General features: G+C 57.2%; 19 protein-coding genes. 11 read left to right on the top strand and 8 right to left on the bottom strand.

What is annotated here, in order from left to right; translation table 11 throughout:
* Nucleotides 1-165: 165 nt before the first annotated feature.
* Nucleotides 166-2,577, bottom strand: coding sequence for an endopeptidase La (gene lon / locus C1J02_RS10015; protein WP_114880500.1), 2,412 nt, complete (start codon nt 2,575-2,577; stop codon nt 166-168).
* Nucleotides 2,578-2,918: 341 nt separating this feature from the next.
* Here lon and C1J02_RS10010 point away from each other — a divergent pair, with 341 nt between their 5' ends.
* Nucleotides 2,919-3,809, top strand: coding sequence for a hypothetical protein (locus C1J02_RS10010; protein WP_162798297.1), 891 nt, complete (start codon nt 2,919-2,921; stop codon nt 3,807-3,809).
* A 3-nt stretch (nt 3,810-3,812) separates the two neighbouring features.
* Here the strand turns inward: C1J02_RS10010 and tgt are convergent, their stop codons facing one another.
* Nucleotides 3,813-4,940: a tRNA guanosine(34) transglycosylase Tgt gene (tgt, locus tag C1J02_RS10005; protein ID WP_114880499.1), complete on the bottom strand. Its 1,128-nt coding sequence runs from the start codon at nt 4,938-4,940 to the stop codon at nt 3,813-3,815.
* A 128-nt stretch (nt 4,941-5,068) separates the two neighbouring features.
* Here tgt and C1J02_RS10000 point away from each other — a divergent pair, with 128 nt between their 5' ends.
* The 9 genes from C1J02_RS10000 to C1J02_RS09960 all read left to right on the top strand — a co-directional run bounded on the left by C1J02_RS10000 (nt 5,069) and on the right by C1J02_RS09960 (nt 11,382).
* Complete coding sequence (locus tag C1J02_RS10000; protein WP_114880498.1) at nt 5,069-5,947, top strand: SPFH domain-containing protein; 879 nt, start codon at nt 5,069-5,071, stop codon at nt 5,945-5,947.
* A complete protein-coding gene (locus C1J02_RS09995; protein WP_114878447.1) occupies nt 5,947-6,222 on the top strand; it encodes an NfeD family protein in 276 nt (91 codons plus the stop codon). Before C1J02_RS10000 ends, C1J02_RS09995 begins: the two co-directional genes overlap by 1 nt.
* A gap of 112 nt (nt 6,223-6,334) precedes the next feature.
* Nucleotides 6,335-7,723 (top strand): 30S ribosomal protein S6--L-glutamate ligase, encoded by a 1,389-nt coding sequence (gene rimK / locus C1J02_RS09990; protein ID WP_114878446.1) that lies wholly within the window; start codon nt 6,335-6,337, stop codon nt 7,721-7,723.
* A gap of 42 nt (nt 7,724-7,765) precedes the next feature.
* Nucleotides 7,766-8,644, top strand: coding sequence for a 2-keto-4-pentenoate hydratase (locus C1J02_RS09985; protein WP_254693258.1), 879 nt, complete (start codon nt 7,766-7,768; stop codon nt 8,642-8,644).
* Between the two features lie 72 nt (nt 8,645-8,716).
* On the top strand, nt 8,717-9,079 hold the full coding sequence (locus C1J02_RS09980) for an SUF system Fe-S cluster assembly protein (RefSeq protein ID WP_114878445.1): 363 nt from the start codon (nt 8,717-8,719) through the stop codon (nt 9,077-9,079).
* A 115-nt stretch (nt 9,080-9,194) separates the two neighbouring features.
* Nucleotides 9,195-9,803: a hypothetical protein gene (locus tag C1J02_RS09975; RefSeq protein WP_114878444.1), complete on the top strand. Its 609-nt coding sequence runs from the start codon at nt 9,195-9,197 to the stop codon at nt 9,801-9,803.
* A 133-nt stretch (nt 9,804-9,936) separates the two neighbouring features.
* Nucleotides 9,937-10,638, top strand: coding sequence for a DUF3307 domain-containing protein (locus tag C1J02_RS09970; RefSeq protein WP_114878443.1), 702 nt, complete (start codon nt 9,937-9,939; stop codon nt 10,636-10,638).
* A 55-nt stretch (nt 10,639-10,693) separates the two neighbouring features.
* Nucleotides 10,694-11,056: an iron-sulfur cluster assembly accessory protein gene (locus C1J02_RS09965; RefSeq protein ID WP_114878442.1), complete on the top strand. Its 363-nt coding sequence runs from the start codon at nt 10,694-10,696 to the stop codon at nt 11,054-11,056.
* Entirely contained in the window at nt 11,053-11,382 is a 330-nt protein-coding gene (locus C1J02_RS09960) for a TfoX/Sxy family protein (RefSeq protein ID WP_114878441.1), read from the top strand. Before C1J02_RS09965 ends, C1J02_RS09960 begins: the two co-directional genes overlap by 4 nt.
* A gap of 3 nt (nt 11,383-11,385) precedes the next feature.
* Here the strand turns inward: C1J02_RS09960 and C1J02_RS09955 are convergent, their stop codons facing one another.
* Nucleotides 11,386-12,291, bottom strand: a complete 906-nt coding sequence (locus C1J02_RS09955; RefSeq protein ID WP_114878440.1) for an isopenicillin N synthase family oxygenase — start codon at nt 12,289-12,291, stop codon at nt 11,386-11,388.
* A gap of 121 nt (nt 12,292-12,412) precedes the next feature.
* Here C1J02_RS09955 and tpiA point away from each other — a divergent pair, with 121 nt between their 5' ends.
* Complete coding sequence (gene tpiA / locus C1J02_RS09950; RefSeq protein ID WP_114878439.1) at nt 12,413-13,162, top strand: triose-phosphate isomerase; 750 nt, start codon at nt 12,413-12,415, stop codon at nt 13,160-13,162.
* A gap of 97 nt (nt 13,163-13,259) precedes the next feature.
* On the opposite strand, the gene C1J02_RS09945 is transcribed toward tpiA, so the two are convergent.
* The 5 genes from C1J02_RS09945 to C1J02_RS09925 all read right to left on the bottom strand — a co-directional run bounded on the left by C1J02_RS09945 (nt 13,260) and on the right by C1J02_RS09925 (nt 19,622).
* The gene (locus tag C1J02_RS09945; RefSeq protein WP_114878438.1) at nt 13,260-14,636 is read right to left on the bottom strand and encodes a TRAP transporter large permease; all 1,377 of its coding nucleotides are present in this window, start codon (nt 14,634-14,636) and stop codon (nt 13,260-13,262) included.
* 4 nt (nt 14,637-14,640) lie between these two features.
* Entirely contained in the window at nt 14,641-15,321 is a 681-nt protein-coding gene (locus tag C1J02_RS09940; protein WP_114878437.1) for a TRAP transporter small permease, read from the bottom strand.
* 89 nt (nt 15,322-15,410) lie between these two features.
* Nucleotides 15,411-16,412 (bottom strand): DctP family TRAP transporter solute-binding subunit, encoded by a 1,002-nt coding sequence (locus tag C1J02_RS09935; RefSeq protein ID WP_114878436.1) that lies wholly within the window; start codon nt 16,410-16,412, stop codon nt 15,411-15,413.
* 241 nt (nt 16,413-16,653) lie between these two features.
* Nucleotides 16,654-17,883 carry a sigma-54 dependent transcriptional regulator gene (locus C1J02_RS09930; protein ID WP_114878435.1) on the bottom strand — a complete coding sequence of 410 codons (1,230 nt, stop codon included), beginning with the start codon at nt 17,881-17,883 and terminating at the stop codon, nt 16,654-16,656.
* Nucleotides 17,880-19,622, bottom strand: coding sequence for an ATP-binding protein (locus tag C1J02_RS09925; protein ID WP_114880496.1), 1,743 nt, complete (start codon nt 19,620-19,622; stop codon nt 17,880-17,882). The genes C1J02_RS09930 and C1J02_RS09925 overlap by 4 nt, the downstream gene beginning before the upstream one ends.
* Between the last annotated feature and the right edge of the window lie 62 nt (nt 19,623-19,684).

The following is a 19,684-nucleotide window of genomic DNA, read 5'->3' as shown; positions in this document are numbered from 1 at the left end:
GTAGGGCCAAAACACCTCAAATACTAGTCTGGGCCATAGTCTGCGTTGCTTAGTGCAGTTTTTGAGCGACAGGCATCCTGCTCAAGGCTTCGACATGCAGGCCTGAAAAAAGCCCAAAAAAAAACGCCCCAATTTGGGGCGCTTTTGATTTGGTTGACGGCCTGACTAGTGGGCCGTTGCAGTGTCGCTGTTGCCTGACTTGCCCGCCAATGCCGCCGCTGCAGCGGCATCTTCGGCGTCCTGATCCCATTCAATCGCTTCGGGTTCACGGATCAAAGCATGCTGCAACACTTCGGATACGTGGCTCACCGGAATGATGGTCAGCCCCTCTTTCACGTTATCGGGGATTTCGGGCAGATCCTTTTCGTTTTCTTCCGGGATCAAGACCGTCGTGATACCGCCGCGCAAGGCCGCCAACAGCTTTTCCTTCAGCCCGCCGATGGGCATCGCATTGCCGCGCAAAGACACCTCACCCGTCATCGCGATGTCCTTGCGGACCGGGATCTGCGTCAACACAGAGACGATGGAGGTTACCATCGCAAGACCGGCCGATGGCCCGTCTTTCGGGGTTGCCCCATCTGGCACGTGCACGTGAATATCAATCGTATCAAACTTTGGCGGTTTGACCCCGATTTTGGGGCTGATCGACCGCACATAGCTTGATGCCGCATCAATGCTTTCCTTCATCACATCGCCCAGCTTGCCGGTGGTCTTCATCCGGCCCTTGCCCGGCAGGCGCAATGCTTCGATCTGAAGCAATTCGCCGCCGACAGACGTATAGGCAAGCCCGGTCACAACACCGATCTGGTCGTCTTTTTCAGCCAAGCCATAGCGGTACTTCTTCACGCCAAGGAATTCATCCAGATTGTCGCCGGTCACCGTGATGCTGTCGGCTTCTTTCTTGATGATCTTGGTCAGCGACTTGCGCGCAACCTTGGCGATCTCACGTTCAAGGTTCCGCACGCCCGCTTCGCGGGTGTAATACCGAATCATCCCGGTCAAGGCACTGTCTTCAATGGCAAATTCCTTGCCCTTCAAGCCGTGGTTCTTGATCTGTTTTTCCACCAGATGCTGCTTGGCGATCTCGCGCTTTTCGTCCTCGGTGTAGCCTGACAGCGGAATAATCTCCATCCGGTCCAGCAAAGGCCCCGGCATGTTATAGCTGTTCGATGTGGTCAGGAACATCACGTTACTGAGGTCATATTCGACCTCCAGATAGTGATCCACAAAGGTGGAGTTCTGTTCCGGGTCCAGCACCTCAAGCATCGCCGATGCGGGATCACCACGGAAATCCTGACCCATCTTGTCAATCTCATCGAGAAGGATCAGCGGATTGGTGGTTTTCGCCTTTTTCAACGCCTGAATGATCTTACCGGGCATCGAACCGATATAGGTCCGACGGTGACCGCGAATTTCGCTTTCGTCGCGCACGCCGCCAAGCGAGATGCGGATAAATTCGCGCCCCGTTGCCTTGGCAACAGATTTACCAAGCGACGTTTTACCCACACCCGGAGGGCCGACCAAACACATGATCGGGCCTTTCATTTTGGTGCTGCGTTGCTGCACGGCCAGATATTCGACAATCCGTTCCTTGACCTTTTCCAGGCCATAGTGGTCGTCATCCAGCACCTTTTGTGCCTTGCTCAGGTCCTTTTTGACCCGTGACTTCACACCCCACGGGATCGACAACATCCAGTCAAGATAGTTGCGCACGACGGTCGCCTCGGCGGACATCGGGCTCATGTTCTTGAGCTTTTTGACCTCTGCATCAGCCTTTTCACGGGCTTCCTTGCTCAGCTTGGTTGCAGCAATTTTCTCTTCCAGCTCGGCAACTTCGTTCTTGCCATCCTCGCCATCGCCCAGCTCTTGCTGGATCGCTTTCATCTGTTCGTTCAGATAATATTCGCGCTGCGTGCGCTCCATCTGCGATTTGACGCGGGTCTTGATCTTTTTCTCGACCTGCAGAACAGACATTTCGCCCTGCATCAGTCCATAGACTTTTTCGAGCCGTTCAGACACCGACAGCGTTTCAAGCAAATCCTGCTTCTGCTCGACTTCAATGCCCAGATGTCCCGCAACCAGATCGGCCAAACGCGCAGCTTCAGTGGTTTCACCGACGGCTGTAAGTGCCTCATCGGGAACGTTTTTCTTGACCTTGGCATAGCGTTCGAATTCATTTGCCACAGAGCGCAGCAGCGCCTGGGTGGTTGCCGCATCGCCGGGCATTTCTGTCAGATATTCGGCCCGTGCCTCAAAGAAGTTATCATTCTCAAGGTACTCGGTAATCCGCACCCGCGCCTGACCTTCGACCAGCACCTTGACGGTACCATCGGGCAGTTTCAGCAGTTGCAGCACATTGGCCAACACCCCGGCTTTAAAAATACCGGAGGATTCAGGTTCGTCCTCGCCGGGGTCAATCTGGCTCGACAGCAATATCTGCTTGTCGTCAGCCATCACTTCTTCCAACGCGCGCACCGATTTTTCGCGGCCCACAAACAGCGGGACGATCATGTGGGGGAACACAACAATATCGCGCAATGGCAATACTGGATATGACGCGTTTAAAGGCTCTTGCATGCTCATTTCCTTATCTTGGCAAAACAACTTCGGTCCCTCATGAGGCAACCACTTTGTCGTTTCCTGTTCTGGGTTAGGTATCTGTGCACCCTGCCCGCCTGTTTCAATCCCTTATCGTGCGGAACCTGCGCGCATCATCGCGCGTGCCGCGCGCAAGGGCAACCACCGTTTTGATCGTGTTTGAACGAAATGGTTCGCGCCTGACGCGACCATGTGCCAGAAAATCCTGCGCTAAGTCGACTGTGCCACGCGCGGAATTTTTCCACTGGTTCAACGTATTTGCGCCACAAAACCGCCGGAACGATGGGCCTGAATACCCGCGACAGGAAAAAGGGATCGACATGTTCCGACTGATTTACAGACAAAGACGCAGGCTGTTGTTTGGCGGTTTCTTTGGCACGCTCGGCATGATGATGATGGCCGTTCATCTGAATGGCGGCATGGCGAGCTATCCTTTCGAAGAATGGATTTTTGTCGCAGCATTTATCGTTGTTTCTTTGATTGTTGCGCTTGTGATCATGTGTACGGCGGCGCTGCTTATCCTTGTCTTGCCAAATTGGCGGCTGTTGATTGAACTGTTTACGATCAACATCTTTGCCTATGCCACGATCAGGATCGCAGTGCCGGGCGTGTTCGATATCCCCTATCTTGGCGCGATCCTTCCTTTTGCTTTGTACATGATGCTTTTTTCGCTGATCTATGGCGAATTCTCGGACCGTTTCCGCCTTTTCGTCGACCACCGCGAAATCAGACGGTTCAAATCACCAAGAACGGCAGAGGCGCTCTGGGCTGAACTTGTTCCCGACGCCGGGAGCCTTGAAGAGCATTGGGATATCTTGCTCCGCGATCTTGAACCCGAAGAAGACGATCCCGACAGCCTGCAGGCCAAATATACGCACGGGGGATCACTGTTTGAATTGCAGACAATGACATTTCTGGAAAAGCAGGAACCGACCCATGCGAAATACCATCATTTTGGTGAGGTTGACCCCAAGAATCGAAGCCTTGTCGAAGGCACCTATGAAATTCAAATCTCGCCTCTTGCAGATGAAGACGGGTGTCTTGTCACACTCATATCGCACCGCAATTCCATGTTGTTGCGGACCGCGTTGATGAATTGGTTCGACGATGAGCTGGGGGACAGAACAGATCACCTGCGCGCACAGCATTTTGACCGCCGGGACTGGTCCATGACCGGTCGCTATCGCCGCAAAGTGCTGAAATTCGCCTGATTTTCAAAGAGGGTCAATGTCACCCTGCGCGCGACTTGCGTGGAAATCCGATTGCCAATTCGAAAACGTCCCGCTGGCGATGGCCTTGCGCATACCGGCCATAATATCCTGATAATAATGCAAATTATGCCAGGTCAGCAACATGGAGCTGATCATTTCCTGGCTTCGGAACACGTGGTGCAGATAGGCGCGGGAATAACTGCTGCACGCGGGACAGCCACAGTTTTCGTCCAAAGGGCGCGGATCATCAGCATGGCGCGCGTTTTTGATGTTCAATACCCCGTGGCGGGTAAACACCTGACCTGTGCGGCCTGACCGCGATGGCAATACACAGTCCATCATGTCGATGCCGCGCGCCACGGCCCCCACAATGTCATCGGGCTTGCCCACCCCCATCAGATAGCGTGGCTTGTCCTCGGGCAGCATGTCGGGCGCATAATCAAGGCACTCGAACATGGCGGCCTGCCCCTCGCCCACGGCCAGCCCGCCCACGGCGTAGCCATCAAATCCGATCTCGCGCAGGGCCTGGGCACTTTGCGCGCGCAGGTCTTGTTCCAATCCACCTTGCTGAATGCCAAATAACGCATGCCCCGGCCGGTCGCCAAATGCCTGCTTGGACCGCGCCGCCCACCGCATCGACAATTGCATGCTTTCGGCAATGCGCGCCCGATCCGCCGGCAAGGCCGGACATTCGTCAAAACACATCACAATGTCCGACCCCAGAAGCGCCTGAATCTCCATCGACCGTTCCGGTGTAATCTCGTGCTTTGAACCGTCGATGTGGCTTTTGAACGTCACGCCGCGTTCGGTAAGTTTGCGCAGATCGGCAAGGCTCATCACCTGAAAGCCGCCCGAATCCGTCAAGATCGGCTTGTCCCAGTTCATGAACTTATGCAGCCCGCCCAGCCGTGCAATGCGTTCCGCGGTTGGCCGCAACATCAGATGATAGGTATTGCCCAACAGCACATCCGCGCCCGTCGCCGCAACGCTTTCCGGCAGCATCGCCTTGACGGTGGCCGCCGTGCCCACGGGCATAAACGCCGGCGTGCGAATGTCACCGCGCGTGGTGTGGATCACGCCAACGCGCGCCTTGCCGTCCTGCGCAAGCTTGTCAAATGAGATACGTTTCATGGGATCGTCCTTTGCACGTGTCCAAGGGCGATAAACCAGAGCGGGAAAACTTGCAATCAGCGCAAAAACCCACCACATAAAGCTGAATTAACACAAACTTAGGGACGGAAACCTTGGACATCGAACAAATGCTCTTGGATGCGCTGCAAAACAATCTGGCGTGGCTGTTGCTGGCCGTTTTGGTTGTCATTCTGATTTTCAAGGCGGTCAAAATCGTCCCGCAGTCAGAACAGCATGTGATCGAACGTTTTGGTCGTCTGCGCGCAGTGCTTGGGCCGGGCATCAACATGATTACGCCCTTTATCGACCGGGTCGCGCATAAAATCTCGATTCTGGAGCGCCAGTTGCCCACCGCATCCCAGGACGCGATCACCCGCGATAACGTGTTGGTACAGGTCGATACATCGGTGTTTTACCGCATCACAGAGCCGGAAAAGACCGTGTACCGCATTCGCGATGTGGATTCAGCGATTTCAACCACGGTGGCAGGGATTGTGCGCGCCGAGATCGGCAAGATGGACCTTGACGAGGTCCAAGCCAACCGCAGCCAGCTGATCACCACAATCAAAGCGCATGTCGAGGACGCCGTGGACGATTGGGGCATTCAGGTGACCCGCGCGGAAATTCTGGATGTGAACCTTGATCAGGCGACCCGCAACGCGATGATGCAGCAGTTGAACGCCGAACGCGCGCGTCGCGCACAGGTGACTGAGGCCGAAGGCAAGAAACGCGCCGTGGAACTGGGGGCTGACGCCGAACTTTACGCGTCAGAACAAACGGCCAAGGCACGCCGGATTCTCGCCGACGCAGAGGCTTACGCAACCCAGGTTGTGGCGCTTGCCATCAACGAAAACGGTCTCGAAGCGGCGCAGTATCAGATCGCGCTGAAACAGGTTGAGGCGCTGAATGTGATGGGCAATGGATCTGGCAATCAGACGATCGTCGTGCCCGCACAGGCACTTGAGGCCTTTGGCGATGCATTCAAGCTTTTGAAAGGGCGTGGCTGATGGAAAACTATCTGACACTCTGGTGGGTCTGGATCTGTGCGGCACTGGCACTTGGCGTGATCGAACTTTTGGCCCCCGGCTTTATCTTTCTGGGTTTTGCGATTGGTGCGCTGGCCATGGCGGTCTTTGTCTTTGTGATGTCTGCCACAAATGTGCCGGCACTGATCGCGATGTTTGCGATCCTGTCGCTGATTGCCTGGATGGGTTTGCGGCTGGTGTTTCGCCGGCAATCCAGCGGTGCGCGTATCGTGAAACGGGACATCAACGAAAACTAAGCCTGCGCCAGCACCCGCAGTCCGACCCAAATCTGCGCCCTCTCTCCATATTGTGGCTTGAGCCTGATCTGGCGGCTTGATACGTCGACGCTTCACCAATCGGAGAAATTACATGGATAAGCTGACCTTCGGTTGGGAGGAATGGATTGCCCTGCCTGATCTGGGATTGCCGGCGATCAAGGCAAAGGTTGATACCGGGGCCCGCACATCAGCGCTGCATGCGCATGATATCGAAGTGTTCGGCCCCCCGGCTAAACCCAAGGTACGTTTCAATGTGCACCCGATTGCGGGGCGCGATGACATTTCCATCACCTGTTCTGCGCCGCTGATTGATCGCCGCGAAGTGACATCGTCGAACGGCGAATCCGAGCAGCGTTTTGTGATCTCGACAACGCTGTGCGTCGCGGGCCAAAGCTGGCCCATTGACGTCACCCTGACCAACCGCGCGGGGCTGTCGAGCCGCATGTTGCTGGGGCGTCAGGCCCTCAGTGAACACATCAACATTTCCGCCACCGAGCGCCGGTTGCAGCCTGATCTCAACTATGACGTTTACCATACGGCCGCGATGCGCAAGACCGCGCCGAAACGGGCGCTGCGCATCGCCGTGATGAGCCGGGAGCCCAACACCTATTCCACCCGCCGTCTGGTCGAGGTCGGCGAGGCGCGCGGGCATACGGTTGAGGTGATCGATACCGCACGTTGTTACATGGCGATCAACCAGCTGGCACCGGAAGTGCATTATGATGGCAAACGCCTGCCCCGCTATGATGCGGTTATCCCACGCATCGGGGCGTCGATCACGCCCTATGGCTGCGCGGTGATCCGGCAGTTTGAAACCATCGGCACCTATTGCGTGAACGGCAGCGCGGGCATCACTGCCAGCCGTGATAAACTGCATGCCCATCAGGTGCTTGCCTCCAAACGCATCGGCATGCCCACAACCGCTTTTGCGGCCTCGCCCAAGGACACCTCAAATCTGATGGCGCTGGTGGGCACCGCCCCCTTGATCGTCAAACTGCTGGAATCCACCCAAGGCAAAGGCGTGGTGCTGGCGGAAACGAAAAAGGCCGCTGAATCGGTGATCGACGCCTTTCGCGGACTCAAGGCCAACTTTCTGGTGCAGGATTTCGTGAAAGAAGCGGCAGGCGAAGACGTCAGATGTCTGGTGATCGCAGGCAAGGTTGTCGCATCGATGAAACGCACCGGGGCAGAGGGTGATTTCCGGTCCAACCTGCACCGGGGCGGGTCGGCCAAGGTCGTGCGCATTTCCAAGATCGAACGTGATACGGCGGTACGTGCCGCGCGCGCCTTTGGATTGGGGATGGTAGGCGTGGATCTGCTGCGTTCTGATGCGGGGCCCAAGGTGCTTGAGGTAAACTCGTCGCCGGGGTTTGAAGGCATCGAAAAGGCCAGCGGCAAAGACATTGTCGGCAAGCTTTATGACGAGGTTGAGGCGCGGGTGAAACCACAGCCCTCGCGACGGCGCAAAACGAGTGCCTGAACGCGGTTGATGCTTGCTATGCGGGCCTGTCGGATTATGCTCATGGGTATATTGTTCTTTATTTCAGGAAATTTTGCGATGCGCCCATTTGTTCTACTTGCCGCCCTGATCACACCCGGCCTCGCCTTTGCCGATTGCGCCACGGATGCTGAAATCGCTGCGTTTGTCGCCTCTGTCACGGCCAATGAACCGGCCCTTGCGTTGACTGCAAATGGCACCATGGAAGACGCGCTTTGCACCCAGGCCAAACTGGCAACCGCGCTGGAACCCACGATGGGTCCGGTGATCGGCTATAAGGCCGGGCTGACCAGCAAGCCAGCTCAGGAAAGGTTTGGGGTGAGCGAACCTGTGCAGGGCCTGCTGTTTGAAAAGATGATGCTGCCAAGTGGTGCATTGGTGCCCGCGAAATTTGGGGCGATCCCGATGGTGGAATCCGATCTGGTGTTTGTGGTTGGCGACGACGCGATCAACGAGGCCACAACACCGGGTGATGTGCTGTCAAACATCAGCGCTGTGCATCCGTTCATCGAATTGCCCGATATGACGTTGGCCAAAGGCGAGCCGATTAATGCGGTGACCCTCACCGCCATTGGCGTGGCCCCAAAACTGGGTGTGCTGGGCGCAGGCATTGCCGTTGATGATCCTGCTGCGATGGCACTGGCGCTGGAAGAGATGATCGTGACCTTGCGCGATGGGTCCGGCGAGGTGGTCGTCTCTGCCCCCGGTAACGCGGTTCTGGGCAACCCGGCAAATTCGGTGCTTTGGCTGATGTCCAAGGGCATCACGTTAAAGAAAGGTGATCTGATCAGTGTCGGATCGTTCGGTCCGCTGACGCCATCGGCCAAAATGAAAGGTGGGGCGCGTGTCACCTATTCCGGTTTGCCGGGTGATCCTGCGGTGTCAGTGACCTTTACCAACTAGGTCAGAGCCGCCCACTGGACGGCGGCCACCTCAAACCCTATATAAACACTCAGGAACATAAAAGAGGCCAAGATGACCGACCAGACACACCCGCTTGAAGGCACACCGCTGATTGCGCCGTCATCGACCGATCATCCGCTTTACGAAGCTGTTGTTGAGGCCTGTCGCACCGTCTATGACCCTGAAATCCCGGTCAATATTTACGAACTTGGATTGATCTACACCATTGATATAAATGACCAAAATGAAGTTGATATCAAGATGTCGCTGACCGCGCCCGGCTGTCCTGTTGCGGGCGAAATGCCCGGTTGGGTGGCCGATGCTGTTGAGCCGCTGGCCGGGGTCAAACAGGTTGATGTGGCCCTTGTCTGGGAACCGCCCTGGGGTATGGACATGATGTCGGATGAGGCGCGGCTTGAACTTGGGTTCATGTAAACACCGCCTCACTTGTGTCGTTCCTCTGCATTTCCTTACCCATGTCTTTACGCCAAGCGTCACGGTTGCGCGGCGCGTTACTTCCTGCGACATTGTGTAAAACGAGGGACGACAGATGACGAAATGGGCCGTTTTTACAGGTGACATTGTGAAATCGTCAGACATGACGTCAGATGAATTATCGCTTATTTTCAAAAACCTGGATGCCGCCGCCGCGGATATTGGGGCTTGGCAGGGCATGGCCGCGCCACTGACCCGGTTTCGGGGTGATGGCTGGCAAATGGCTGTGACGCCGGGCTTGTGTTTTCGGGCCGCAATTGCGGTGCGCGCAGCGGTTCAGCGGGCGGGCAAAGGGTTTGAAACCCGCTTAGGCATTGGTCTGGGCACCGGTTATATCACCGGGGATGACCTGTCCGGGGCTGAGGGCACGGCTTTTGTCCGCTCCGGTCATGCACTTGATGGGATGAAACGCGGCGTGCTGCTGTCCGCCCCTGACGCGCCCCTGCCCCTGCGCACCGCGTTGCCCCTAGCGGATCACATCATCAAAGGCTGGACCCGCCGACAATCCGAAGTTGCCTATCTGATGCTGCCGCCTGCCGGCCCCACCCAAATGGAGGTTGCTGCGACACTGGGGTTGACCCAGCAAACCGTACAGCAACAAATAGACAGCAGTGGCATCCTGCGCCTGCTGGAAGTCTGTGACGTGATGGAGGAGGATCAATAACAGGTTAATATACCTGTATTTTGCATTAACAGGCTAATTAACCTGTATTTCAGGTGATCATGCCCACCCCGTTTTCACCTCATGCCCCTTTCCACCACCAAACATTGACCCGCAAACCGCATCGGACCCCCACATGCCCGACCTTTTCATGCAAACGGCAATTGCGCTGCTCACCGGCCATGTATTCGCTGATTTTGTGTTTCAAACCAATTGGATCATCAAACATAAACGTAGACCAGCGGTCTTGGCGCTACATGCTGCCATCGTGTTTTTTTGCACGGCGATTGCGCTGGGCGGCAGTCTGCAACTGGCGCTTATCATTGCGGTGATCCATTTTGTGATCGATGCGGTCAAAACCTATAAACTTCCCGACACCCTCTGGGCCTATCTCAGCGATCAGATGGCGCATCTGGTGACCATTGCGGTCGCCGCATGGTACATCCCCGATGCCGTGGCGATGGGATATTGGGCAGATCATACCGATACCTTCTTGATGATTGCGGTTTTCACAACCGGGCTTATCGTCGCCACCCGCGCCGGGTTTCCGGCAATCGGTTACCTGATGGCAAGTTTCTCCGTTAAGGACAACTCGGAGGGCCTTGAAAATGCAGGAAAAATCATCGGCATTCTGGAACGCACACTGATCTATCTGATGGTGATCATCGGGGAACCGACAGGCATCGGATTCCTCATCGCTGCCAAATCCATCCTGCGGTTCGACACCGTCTCAAAGGACCGCGCGATCAGTGAATATGTCATCATCGGCACGCTTGCCTCGTTTGGCTGGGCGCTGGTTGTTGCCTTCATCACCCAGACGGTTATGAAATCGCTGTGAACCGCTTGAGAATGCACCGCGCCGCGCCTATCTTAGGCGCATAGGAGTACACACCATGTTCGGCATCCCCGGCAAACAAGCGGTCACCATGACCCCAAAGGCCGCCAGCCAGATTGCAAAGCTCATGCAATCGGCAGGCCATGCAGGGCTGCGCATCGGCGTCAAAAAGGGCGGCTGTGCAGGCATGGAATACACCATGGAATACGTCGAAGCGACGGACCCCAACGATGAAGTTGTCGAACAGGATGGCGCGCGGGTGATGATCGCGCCGATGGCACAGATGTTTCTCTTCGGCACCGAGATTGACTATGAAACGACGTTGCTCGAATCCGGCTTCAAATTCCGCAACCCCAATGTGACCGAGGCCTGCGGCTGCGGAGAGTCGATCAAGTTCGACGACGCGCTCGCCACCAAGTGAGCCTGGCTGAGGCGGATATCGCCTTTGCCAAAGAACTGTTCAGCGCCTTGCCAGATATCACGACCCGCCGCATGTTCGGCGGCATGGGGATTTATGCGGACGGCGTGATCTTTGCACTCATGCGGTCCGATGCGCAGATATTGATCAAATCCCAAGACAGCGCCTTTGACGCCAAACTCAGCGGAATGGGCGCGCAAAAATGGACGTATACCCGCAAGAACGGTGCGGAGTCCTCTATGCCATACTGGACATTGCCCGATGCCGCTGTTGATGATCCCGACCTTGCCACAGCGCTTGCCCGCGAGGCGCTTGCGCTGCTGCGCTGACGTCTACCGCTTTTGCAGGTGCACGTAGGTCTCATTATAGCGACGCGACAGATGATCGCCTGCCAGCACCACCTCATCCGACCCCAACGGGGCCACGTTGGTTTCATGGCTTGGGTTAAAGAACAACGGCACCGAAATACGCTCTGCCTTGCCGCCGACCACGCGGTGCGGCGTGGCGCGCACCACGCCGTCGCTCCAAAACTCCATCATCTCGCCAAAGTTGATGATGAACTCACCGGGTTCGGCACTCAGCTGGATCCAGCCGCCCCCGCGCCTGCGCACCTCCAGCCCCGGTGATCCATCCGTCGCAAGCAGCGTCAGGCAGCCATAATCGGTATGGGTGGCAATGCCAAAGTCCTTGGCCCCGGCCCACACCGGGCGCGACGGATAATAATTGCCCCTGAGCAAGGCCATCGGCGCATCAAATGCCCCGTCAAACACATCACGCGGCGCATCAATTGATTGCGCAACACCGCGCAGCACCGCCATCGCAACAGCACAGGCATCGGTGTAATAGCGCCCAATAATCTGTTCAAAACCTTTCGGTTTGGCTGGCCACCTGTTCGCGGCATAAAACGGATTGCTCAGCCGCGGATCATCCTTGGGCAGGCTTAAACCGCTGTCAAAGAACTGTTTGTAATCAGGGTTCGCATCCGGGTCGACCTGTTCGGACCCTGCCGCGCCCCATCCCCGGTTCGAGCCGGTCTTGGACATGTCATAGGGGGCCTTATCCGCCTCAGGCAATTTGAAAAACTCGCGGTAAGTCTCAATCACCTCGCGCACGCGCGCGCCATCCAGAGCGGTGTTATGGACCGTCGCGAAGCCAATTTCGGTTGCAGCCACGTGCATGTCGCGCAGCGCCTGCGCATCACCGCCGCTCAAGCGAACCAAATCGATTCTCGGGATCATTGCAGAACTCCTCGTTTCGCGCATTCCCTAACGCGCATCGACGGGATGCAAAACCCTATTCGTTGCCGTGATCTGCCACGGGTGCTATTCAGGCATTCAACACTTTAGAAAAAGGCACCTCATGCGACGCAAAATAGCCGCCGGAAACTGGAAAATGAATGGCACTGCTGCCGCACTGGCAGAGCTTGGGGCGCTGGCCCCTCATCTGGTCCAAGATGGTCCCGACGTGGTGATCTGCCCGCCCGCGCCGCTGCTTTACCGGGCGGCAGAAGTGGCCAAGGCGTCAGGCATCCATATCGGCGCACAGGATTGCCACATGCAGGCCTCTGGCGCATTCACGGGCGATATTTCTGCCGCGATGGTTGCGGATACAGGTGCCACATTTGTGATTGTCGGCCATTCCGAACGGCGCGACGCCCATGAAGAGACCAACGGCGATGTGCGTCAAAAGGTCAAATGCGCATGGGCCGCGGGCCTCACCGCGATCCTGTGCATCGGTGAAAGCGGAGAGGACCGCGCGGCCAACAACACGCTGGATATCATCGGTGGCCAGCTGTCAGGGTCCCTGCCCGATGCGATGACCGCCACCAACACCGTCATTGCGTATGAACCGATCTGGGCCATCGGCACAGGGCTGGTCCCAAGCCTTGAGCAGATCATCGAAGTGCATGATTTCATCCGAACGCGGCTGATCACCCGGTTTGGCGATGACATTGGCAATGCCATCCCCCTGCTCTACGGCGGGTCGGTCAAACCCGACAATGCGGAAACCATATTCCAGGCGGAAAATGTCGACGGCGCGCTGGTTGGCGGTGCCTCCCTCAAGGCCAGCGACTTTGCCCCCATCATCGCGGCCCTTGCTGCGTCTTAACAATTCACCCTTTCTTAAATACCGATGCACCACACAGGCAAAAGGGCGGCACGTCGATCTGACATGCCGCCCTTTGAAATTGTCCTGCGCAACCGCGCTATTTGGTGATCAGTTCCGGCCCCATCATCAACGTCGGCAGCCATGTGGAGATGATCGGGATGTAGGTCACCATGATCAGGAACACAAAGAGCACGGCGGTGAACGGCAGCGCTGCGCGCACCACCGACATCATCGGCATATTGGCCACGCCTGAGGTTACAAAGAGGTTCAGACCCACAGGCGGCGTGATCATCCCGATCTCCATGTTGACCACCATGATGATGCCCAGATGGATCGGATCAATGCCAAGTTCAATCGCAATCGGGAACACCAGCGGTGCCACGATCACCAAGAGGCCAGATGGCTCCATGAACTGACCGCCGATCAGCAAGATCACATTGACGATGATCAGGAACATGATCGGGCCGAACCCGGCATCCAGCATGGCGGCTGAAATCTGCTGTGGGATCTGTTCGTCGGTGAGCACGTGCTTGAGGATCAGCGCGTTGGCGATGATGAACATCAGCGTGACCGTCAGCTTGCCCGCCTCAAACAATGTATTGCGCACATCGCGGTGCCAGAAAACCGACACCAGCGCCATTGGCTTGTTGATCAGGGATATATTGGTGCCGTCACCTTTGACGTGCAGCGGCCCCATATCGCGATAGACAAAACACGCGATGAGAAAGGCGTAAATCGCCGCCACTGCTGCCGCTTCTGTGGGGGTAAAGATACCGCCATAGATGCCGCCAAGGATGATCACGATCAGCATCAGACCCCAACCGGCGTCCTTGCCTGCCTCAAATGCCTCACCCCAACCGCGCCATTCACCCTTGGGCAGGTTCCTGACCTTGGCCATGATGTAAATGGTCACCATCAACATGGTGCCGGCCATCAGCCCCGGAATAACCCCCGCGAGGAACATCCGGCCCACCGACACATCCGTTGCGGAGGCATAGACCACCATCACGATAGACGGCGGGATCAGAATGCCCAAGGTGCCGGCGTTGGCGATGACACCTGCCGCGAAATCCTTGGTATAGCCCACCTGTCGCATCCCTGCGATCACGATGGAACCAATGGCAACCACTGTCGCGGGCGATGACCCAGAGAGGGCGGCAAAAAGCATACAGGCAAAAACACCGGCAATCGCCAGACCCCCGGGCAAATGGCCCACAAGTGCGATGGAAAACCGGATGATCCGTTTCGCCACACCCCCGGTCGACATGAACGACGACGCGAGAATAAAGAACGGGATCGCCAGCAGCGTATAGTGGCCTGCCATTGCCTGAAACAAGGTCTGGGCAATGGATGCCAGCGAGGTGTCACTCAGAACCAGCAAAAACAGAATCGACGACATGCCAAGCGACACCGCAATGGGCACACCGATCAGCATCAGGCCGACAACCATCGTGAAAAGAATAAATACTTCCATGATCTTATCTTTCCGCGTTCATGTGTTTGACGGCGTCGACATCATCTTCGGCCTCGTGGCTCACGATCATGCTTTCTTTTTCGCCCGATAGGATCCGCAGTGTCGCCTGAACGAACCGAAACAGCAACAATGCCATGCCAATGGGCAGGATTGCATAGGGAATGAAACGCGGCAGTTTTTCGTAGGTTTCACCTTGGTTCATCAAAGGCTCAATAAAGCGCAGCCAATCCGGGATCGGCGTTTCTGCCACTTCGTACCATGCCTGATCGCGGCTGTTTTCAAACCCGGTGGGGAACCAGCGGCCTGATGTGGCATCGAGCCCCGCAAAGGGTGCCCAGTAATCCCACGCGCCCTTCAGCAGGAAGATCGAGTAGATGATACAGATGACACCCACCAGCACCGCCAGCACCTTGCGCGGACCCTTGTCAAAAAGGTTGATCACCGCGTCAACGCCCAGATGCGCTGTGACTTTGACCGCATAACTCACGCCGAACAGCACCAGCCAGGCGAACAGGAACGTCACTGCCTCAAGACCCCAGATGATGCCGGTATTAAACCCATAGCGCAGCACCACGTTGATGAATGTGATGATCGTCATGATGCCAAGGATCAGCGCAATTGCGGTTTCCTCGAATTCGTGCACGAAACGGCCCATAGGCCCCCGTGGCTCATAATGAGAAGACATGGCCCCTCGCCCCCTTTGAATGACAGATATGTCAAATCGTCCGGCCCCACGTATATGGGGGCCGGACAATATCGCAAAACGAATTTGGCTTAGAACCCGGCGTTGATCGCCTGTGCGGCGTCGATGTTTTCCTGACCGATATCACCGACAAACTGGTCCCAGACCGGCTTCATCGCATCAACCCAAGCCTGACGCTGTGCATCGTTAAGCTCAACAATCTTGCCACCGGCGTCCAGAATGGCCTGACGGGCATCCATGTCCACCTGGCCAACGGCCGCGTTACGCTCGATGGTTACCTCTTCGACGATGGTCGCCAATTGTGTGCGCACATCTTCTGGCAGGCTGTCCCACCAGTCGGTTGACACAACCAGCATGTAGTCAAGCACACCGTGGTTGGTTTCGGTCGAGCCGTCCTGCACTTCAAAGAACTTCTGGCCATAGATGTTCGACCATGTGTTTTCCTGTCCGTCCACAACACCTGTCTGCAGTGCGCCGTACACTTCAGAGAATGCCATCGGCTGTGGTGACACGCCAATTGCTTCCATCTGTGCTTTGATTACTTCAGATGGCTGCACGCGGAATTTCAGGCCTGCGGCATCTGTTGGCAGAACCAGTGGCCTGTTGGCCGACATCTGCTTCATGCCATTGTGCCAGAACGCCAGACCTATAAGGCCGCGACGCTCCATCGACATCTTCATGTTTGCGCCAGCTTCAGAATTCTGGAACTCGTCCACGGCTGCAATGTTCTTGAACACGAAAGGCAGATCGAAAATGCGGAACACTTTGGTGAACTGTTCGAATTTCGACAGCGACGGTGCCGCCATCTGAACGTCGCCCTGCAACATCGCTTCCAGCACTTTATCATCGTCATAAAGTGTCGAGTTCGGGAACACTTCCATGCAGGCTTTACCGTTCATTTCCTCGTTCACACGGCTCTCAAGCAGCGATGCAGCAAGACCCTTGGGGTGTTTGTCAGAGTTTGTAACGTGGCTCAGCTTGATGACAATCTCGCCATCATCACACGCGGCGGCAACAGCACCGGCGCTGACGGAAAGGGTCAGGGCCACAGTGGCAGCGGTCAAAAATTTCATGGTGTCTCCTCCCAGAGTATAGAATCAGTCGGTTCGGCATCCGAATGAATGCGCTGACAGCATAAGATCGTGATAAACCGCTGGTCACAAGGTTGTGTTGGACGCAATGTGGGCGCGATCGATTCATATGGCAATTCAGATGGATACGCGGACTTCTTAACATACGTCCGGCGCATAAATTCACCGTCTGTGCGAAAATCCGCACGAACGAGCCGTCCTTTGTGCGGGATTCCGCACAGGTTCAGTCGCGAAAGTCTTCGGTCTTGATCCCATAGCGCGTGAGCTTGTCATAGAATGTCTTGCGCGGCAGCTTGAGCGCCTCTGCGGCCGCACTGGCCTGACCGTGTGCGCGGCGCAAGGCAGCCTCAAGCAGGGATTGTTCCACATGCGCCATCTGTTCCGCCAGACCAAGGGCAGCGTCCTGTTCGCCGTCATCAGGCAGGCCCATCACAAACCGCATCGCTGCCGACATCAATGCGCGTGCATTTCCGGGCCAGTCGCGCGCCATCAGCCCACCCACAATCTGCGGGGTAACCTCCGGGGCGCTTTGGCCAGATTGTTCGGCGGCGATGTCGACATAGCGGCGAAACATCACCGGAATGTCTTCGGGCCGCTCTGCAAGCGATGGAATACGCACGGTCAGCACCTCCAGCAGGTAATAGAGATCGGCATTAAAACGTCCCGCGCTGACCTCTGCCGCCAGATCCTGCGTGCTGCCCGCGATCAGGCGCACCGGCGTGCGGCCTTCCACCGCTTCGCTCAGGGTAAGTTGAAGTTGCGCGGGCAACTGTCCAATTTCATTGATGAAAAGGCTGCCGCCTTCTGCCTCATTTAAAATGTCGGTCAGAGCGTCCGGGCTTAAACCGGCTGCGGCGCGTTTGACAAAAGGTGCTTTGGACCGGATCGAACTCAGATGGATCACTTCGGCGACCTTTGACACCCCCGCACCGGCCGCGCCCGTCACCAGCACATCCCCATCGGTCTGTGCCACCAATCGCACTTGTTTGCGCAGGGCATTGGCCAGATCAGAGGTGCCAAAAAGCATCCGGGCCGCCGGATCACCGGTTTCAACCAAGCGCCGCAGCCGGCGATTGTCGAGCACCAGCGCCCGGGTTTTCAACGCCCGTTCCAGAACGCTTAGCAATTCAGCAGGCGCACAGGGTTTTTCCAAAAACCCAAACGCGCCCTGGCCCATTGCCTCGACCGCCATGGGAATGTCGCCCTCGCCCGTCAACAAGATGACGGGCAAATCGGGGTCTTGTTTGCGCGCATAGTCCAACAGATGAAACCCATCGCGCCCCGGCATCCGCATGTCTGACAGGATCACGCCCTCAAACTTGTCGGTGATCCGATCCTTGGCGGCCACAAATGACCCTGCCGTAAGCGGCTTTATGTCCGCCAATTCCAATGTCTGCGCCAGTGCCTCGCGCACTGCCGCATCGTCATCGACCAACAGAACGGTGCGTATCATGCCGCTTTTGCCCCTTCTAACGACCGCTCAAGCGTCACCGAGAACAACGCGCCACCCTCAGACATATTGCTGCCGCTGATCTGCCCGCCAAAGCTTTGAACGATCCCATAGCTGATGGACAGGCCCAGTCCCATGCCCCCGGTGCTGCCCACTGATTTCGTTGTGTAGAACGGGTCAAAAACCTTGTCCGGCATTTCAATGCCCGGTCCGGTGTCCCGAAAATTGACGGTCAAAGGATCCGCGTCGCTAACGGTGACAGTCAGGGTCTTGACCTCACTTGCGGCCATCGCATCAACCGCATTGGTGATCAGATTGACAAACACCTGACCCAACCGCACCTCGCCGCCACGCACCATCAGCGGTCTGTCAGGGGGCACATAGTCCAGGCGCACCCCTGCGTCTTCGATATGTCCTTCGGTCAGGTCCAATGCCGATTGCAGAACCGCACCCAGATCAACATTTTCCTGCGGCCCGTTTTCCTGACGGGCAAAGGCGCGCAGGTTCTGAATGATCCGCCCCATGCGCCGGGCCATATCCGAAATCCGGGTCAGGTTTTCGGTGGCCCGCTCGGGCGCGCCACGCTCCATGAACTGCACGGCGTTTTCGGCAAACGACCGGATCGCCATCAGCGGCTGGTTCAATTCATGGCTGATGCCCGCAGACATCTGGCCCAAAGCACTGAGCTTGCCCGCCTGCACCAGATCGTCCTGCGCGCGGCGCAATGCCTTTTGCGCCTCTTCGCGCTCAGCGGCCTCACGCAGCAGCTTTGCATTGGTTTCGCGCAAGGCCAGTGTGCGCTCTGCCACCCGGCCCTCAAGCTGCACGTTGGCCCCGGCCAAGGCGCGCCTGCGCTCTGCGGCCAGGAACAACAGCGACCCAAAGGCAAGGCACAGCGCCGCAAACGCAAGCGCCTGTGACAGCGCAAAGGCACGGACCTGACTGACATCCAGCAACACCTCGCCGCGCATGCCAATGACCGGCAACTCCCGCGTCAGGTGCAGTGCATCACCGGGCAAATAGCGCCCCCAGCCCAGATGCCAGACCTCATGGCCGCCGGGGTACGTCTCCGAAAATTCGGGGGGCGCACCAACAGGCGGGACCAGGCCTGCCATGCCTTCGGGCCTTTGCCAGAACAACAACTCGGACCTGTTTGAGATATAGACGATGCCCTGATCATCGGTAAAGAACGCCGCCGGGTTGGTGCCGCGCCAATTGTAGTCAATGCCGTTGAGATCGGTTATGACCACCACCGCGCCCTGCACCTGGCCCGCCGCATCAAAGACCGGTGCCGCATGATAAAACGCCCGTTTGGTCAGGGGCAATCCCGGCCCATGCCCCCACCCCAACGCGCCCCGCAAGGCGCGCTGAACATGGGCTTGATCGCTCATGTCGCGGGGAAATTCATTTTGCGCCGCAACCCTGACCCGGCCTGATTTGTCCAGCACCGCAACATCCAGTGCTGCGGTTTTGTCGGCCACCTCTTGCAGCAGCCGCGCGGTTGCACGCGCATCCGTGCCTGCCAGCTGTGCCTTGATCTGGGGGTGATCGGCCATCAACACCGCCAGATCCCGGTAGCGCTGCAATTGCCCGACCAACCGGTCCCCCGCCAATGCCAGATCGGCCTGACCGCGCGCGTCAAGCTGATCAAGTCCCTTCACGTAGCCATAGCGCCAAACTGCGCCAGCAAGGACCAGCACAACCGCAAGGAAAGCCAGCACAAGGGCGGCTCTTTGGCGCATCGAATTATTCATGCGCCAAGTTTGCACGAGCCCCCTTGCAAAGACCAGTCCCAGCGGGTTCA

The organism is Sulfitobacter sp. SK011, from assembly GCF_003352065.1.
Classification (GTDB): Bacteria; Pseudomonadota; Alphaproteobacteria; order Rhodobacterales; family Rhodobacteraceae; genus Sulfitobacter.
This window is presented reverse-complemented; position numbering and strand designations above follow the sequence as displayed.

What these genes read in the sequence shown, in the direction of transcription:
- C1J02_RS09935 (WP_114878436.1), bottom strand. Translation starts at nt 16,412, where the DNA reads ATGAAATTTTTGACCGCTGCCACTGTGGCCCTGACCCTTTCCGTCAGC.
- tpiA (WP_114878439.1), top strand. Translation starts at nt 12,413, where the DNA reads ATGCGACGCAAAATAGCCGCCGGAAACTGGAAAATGAATGGCACTGCT.
- C1J02_RS09965 (WP_114878442.1), top strand. Translation starts at nt 10,694, where the DNA reads ATGTTCGGCATCCCCGGCAAACAAGCGGTCACCATGACCCCAAAGGCC.
- lon (WP_114880500.1), bottom strand. Translation starts at nt 2,577, where the DNA reads ATGCAAGAGCCTTTAAACGCGTCATATCCAGTATTGCCATTGCGCGAT.
- rimK (WP_114878446.1), top strand. Translation starts at nt 6,335, where the DNA reads ATGGATAAGCTGACCTTCGGTTGGGAGGAATGGATTGCCCTGCCTGAT.
- C1J02_RS09985 (WP_254693258.1), top strand. Translation starts at nt 7,766, where the DNA reads ATGGGTATATTGTTCTTTATTTCAGGAAATTTTGCGATGCGCCCATTT.
- C1J02_RS09970 (WP_114878443.1), top strand. Translation starts at nt 9,937, where the DNA reads ATGCCCGACCTTTTCATGCAAACGGCAATTGCGCTGCTCACCGGCCAT.
- C1J02_RS09925 (WP_114880496.1), bottom strand. Translation starts at nt 19,622, where the DNA reads ATGCGCCAAAGAGCCGCCCTTGTGCTGGCTTTCCTTGCGGTTGTGCTG.
- C1J02_RS09955 (WP_114878440.1), bottom strand. Translation starts at nt 12,291, where the DNA reads ATGATCCCGAGAATCGATTTGGTTCGCTTGAGCGGCGGTGATGCGCAG.
- C1J02_RS10000 (WP_114880498.1), top strand. Translation starts at nt 5,069, where the DNA reads ATGCTCTTGGATGCGCTGCAAAACAATCTGGCGTGGCTGTTGCTGGCC.
- C1J02_RS09980 (WP_114878445.1), top strand. Translation starts at nt 8,717, where the DNA reads ATGACCGACCAGACACACCCGCTTGAAGGCACACCGCTGATTGCGCCG.
- C1J02_RS09930 (WP_114878435.1), bottom strand. Translation starts at nt 17,883, where the DNA reads ATGATACGCACCGTTCTGTTGGTCGATGACGATGCGGCAGTGCGCGAG.
- C1J02_RS09995 (WP_114878447.1), top strand. Translation starts at nt 5,947, where the DNA reads ATGGAAAACTATCTGACACTCTGGTGGGTCTGGATCTGTGCGGCACTG.
- C1J02_RS09940 (WP_114878437.1), bottom strand. Translation starts at nt 15,321, where the DNA reads ATGTCTTCTCATTATGAGCCACGGGGGCCTATGGGCCGTTTCGTGCAC.
- C1J02_RS09945 (WP_114878438.1), bottom strand. Translation starts at nt 14,636, where the DNA reads ATGGAAGTATTTATTCTTTTCACGATGGTTGTCGGCCTGATGCTGATC.
- C1J02_RS10010 (WP_162798297.1), top strand. Translation starts at nt 2,919, where the DNA reads ATGTTCCGACTGATTTACAGACAAAGACGCAGGCTGTTGTTTGGCGGT.
- C1J02_RS09975 (WP_114878444.1), top strand. Translation starts at nt 9,195, where the DNA reads ATGACGAAATGGGCCGTTTTTACAGGTGACATTGTGAAATCGTCAGAC.
- tgt (WP_114880499.1), bottom strand. Translation starts at nt 4,940, where the DNA reads ATGAAACGTATCTCATTTGACAAGCTTGCGCAGGACGGCAAGGCGCGC.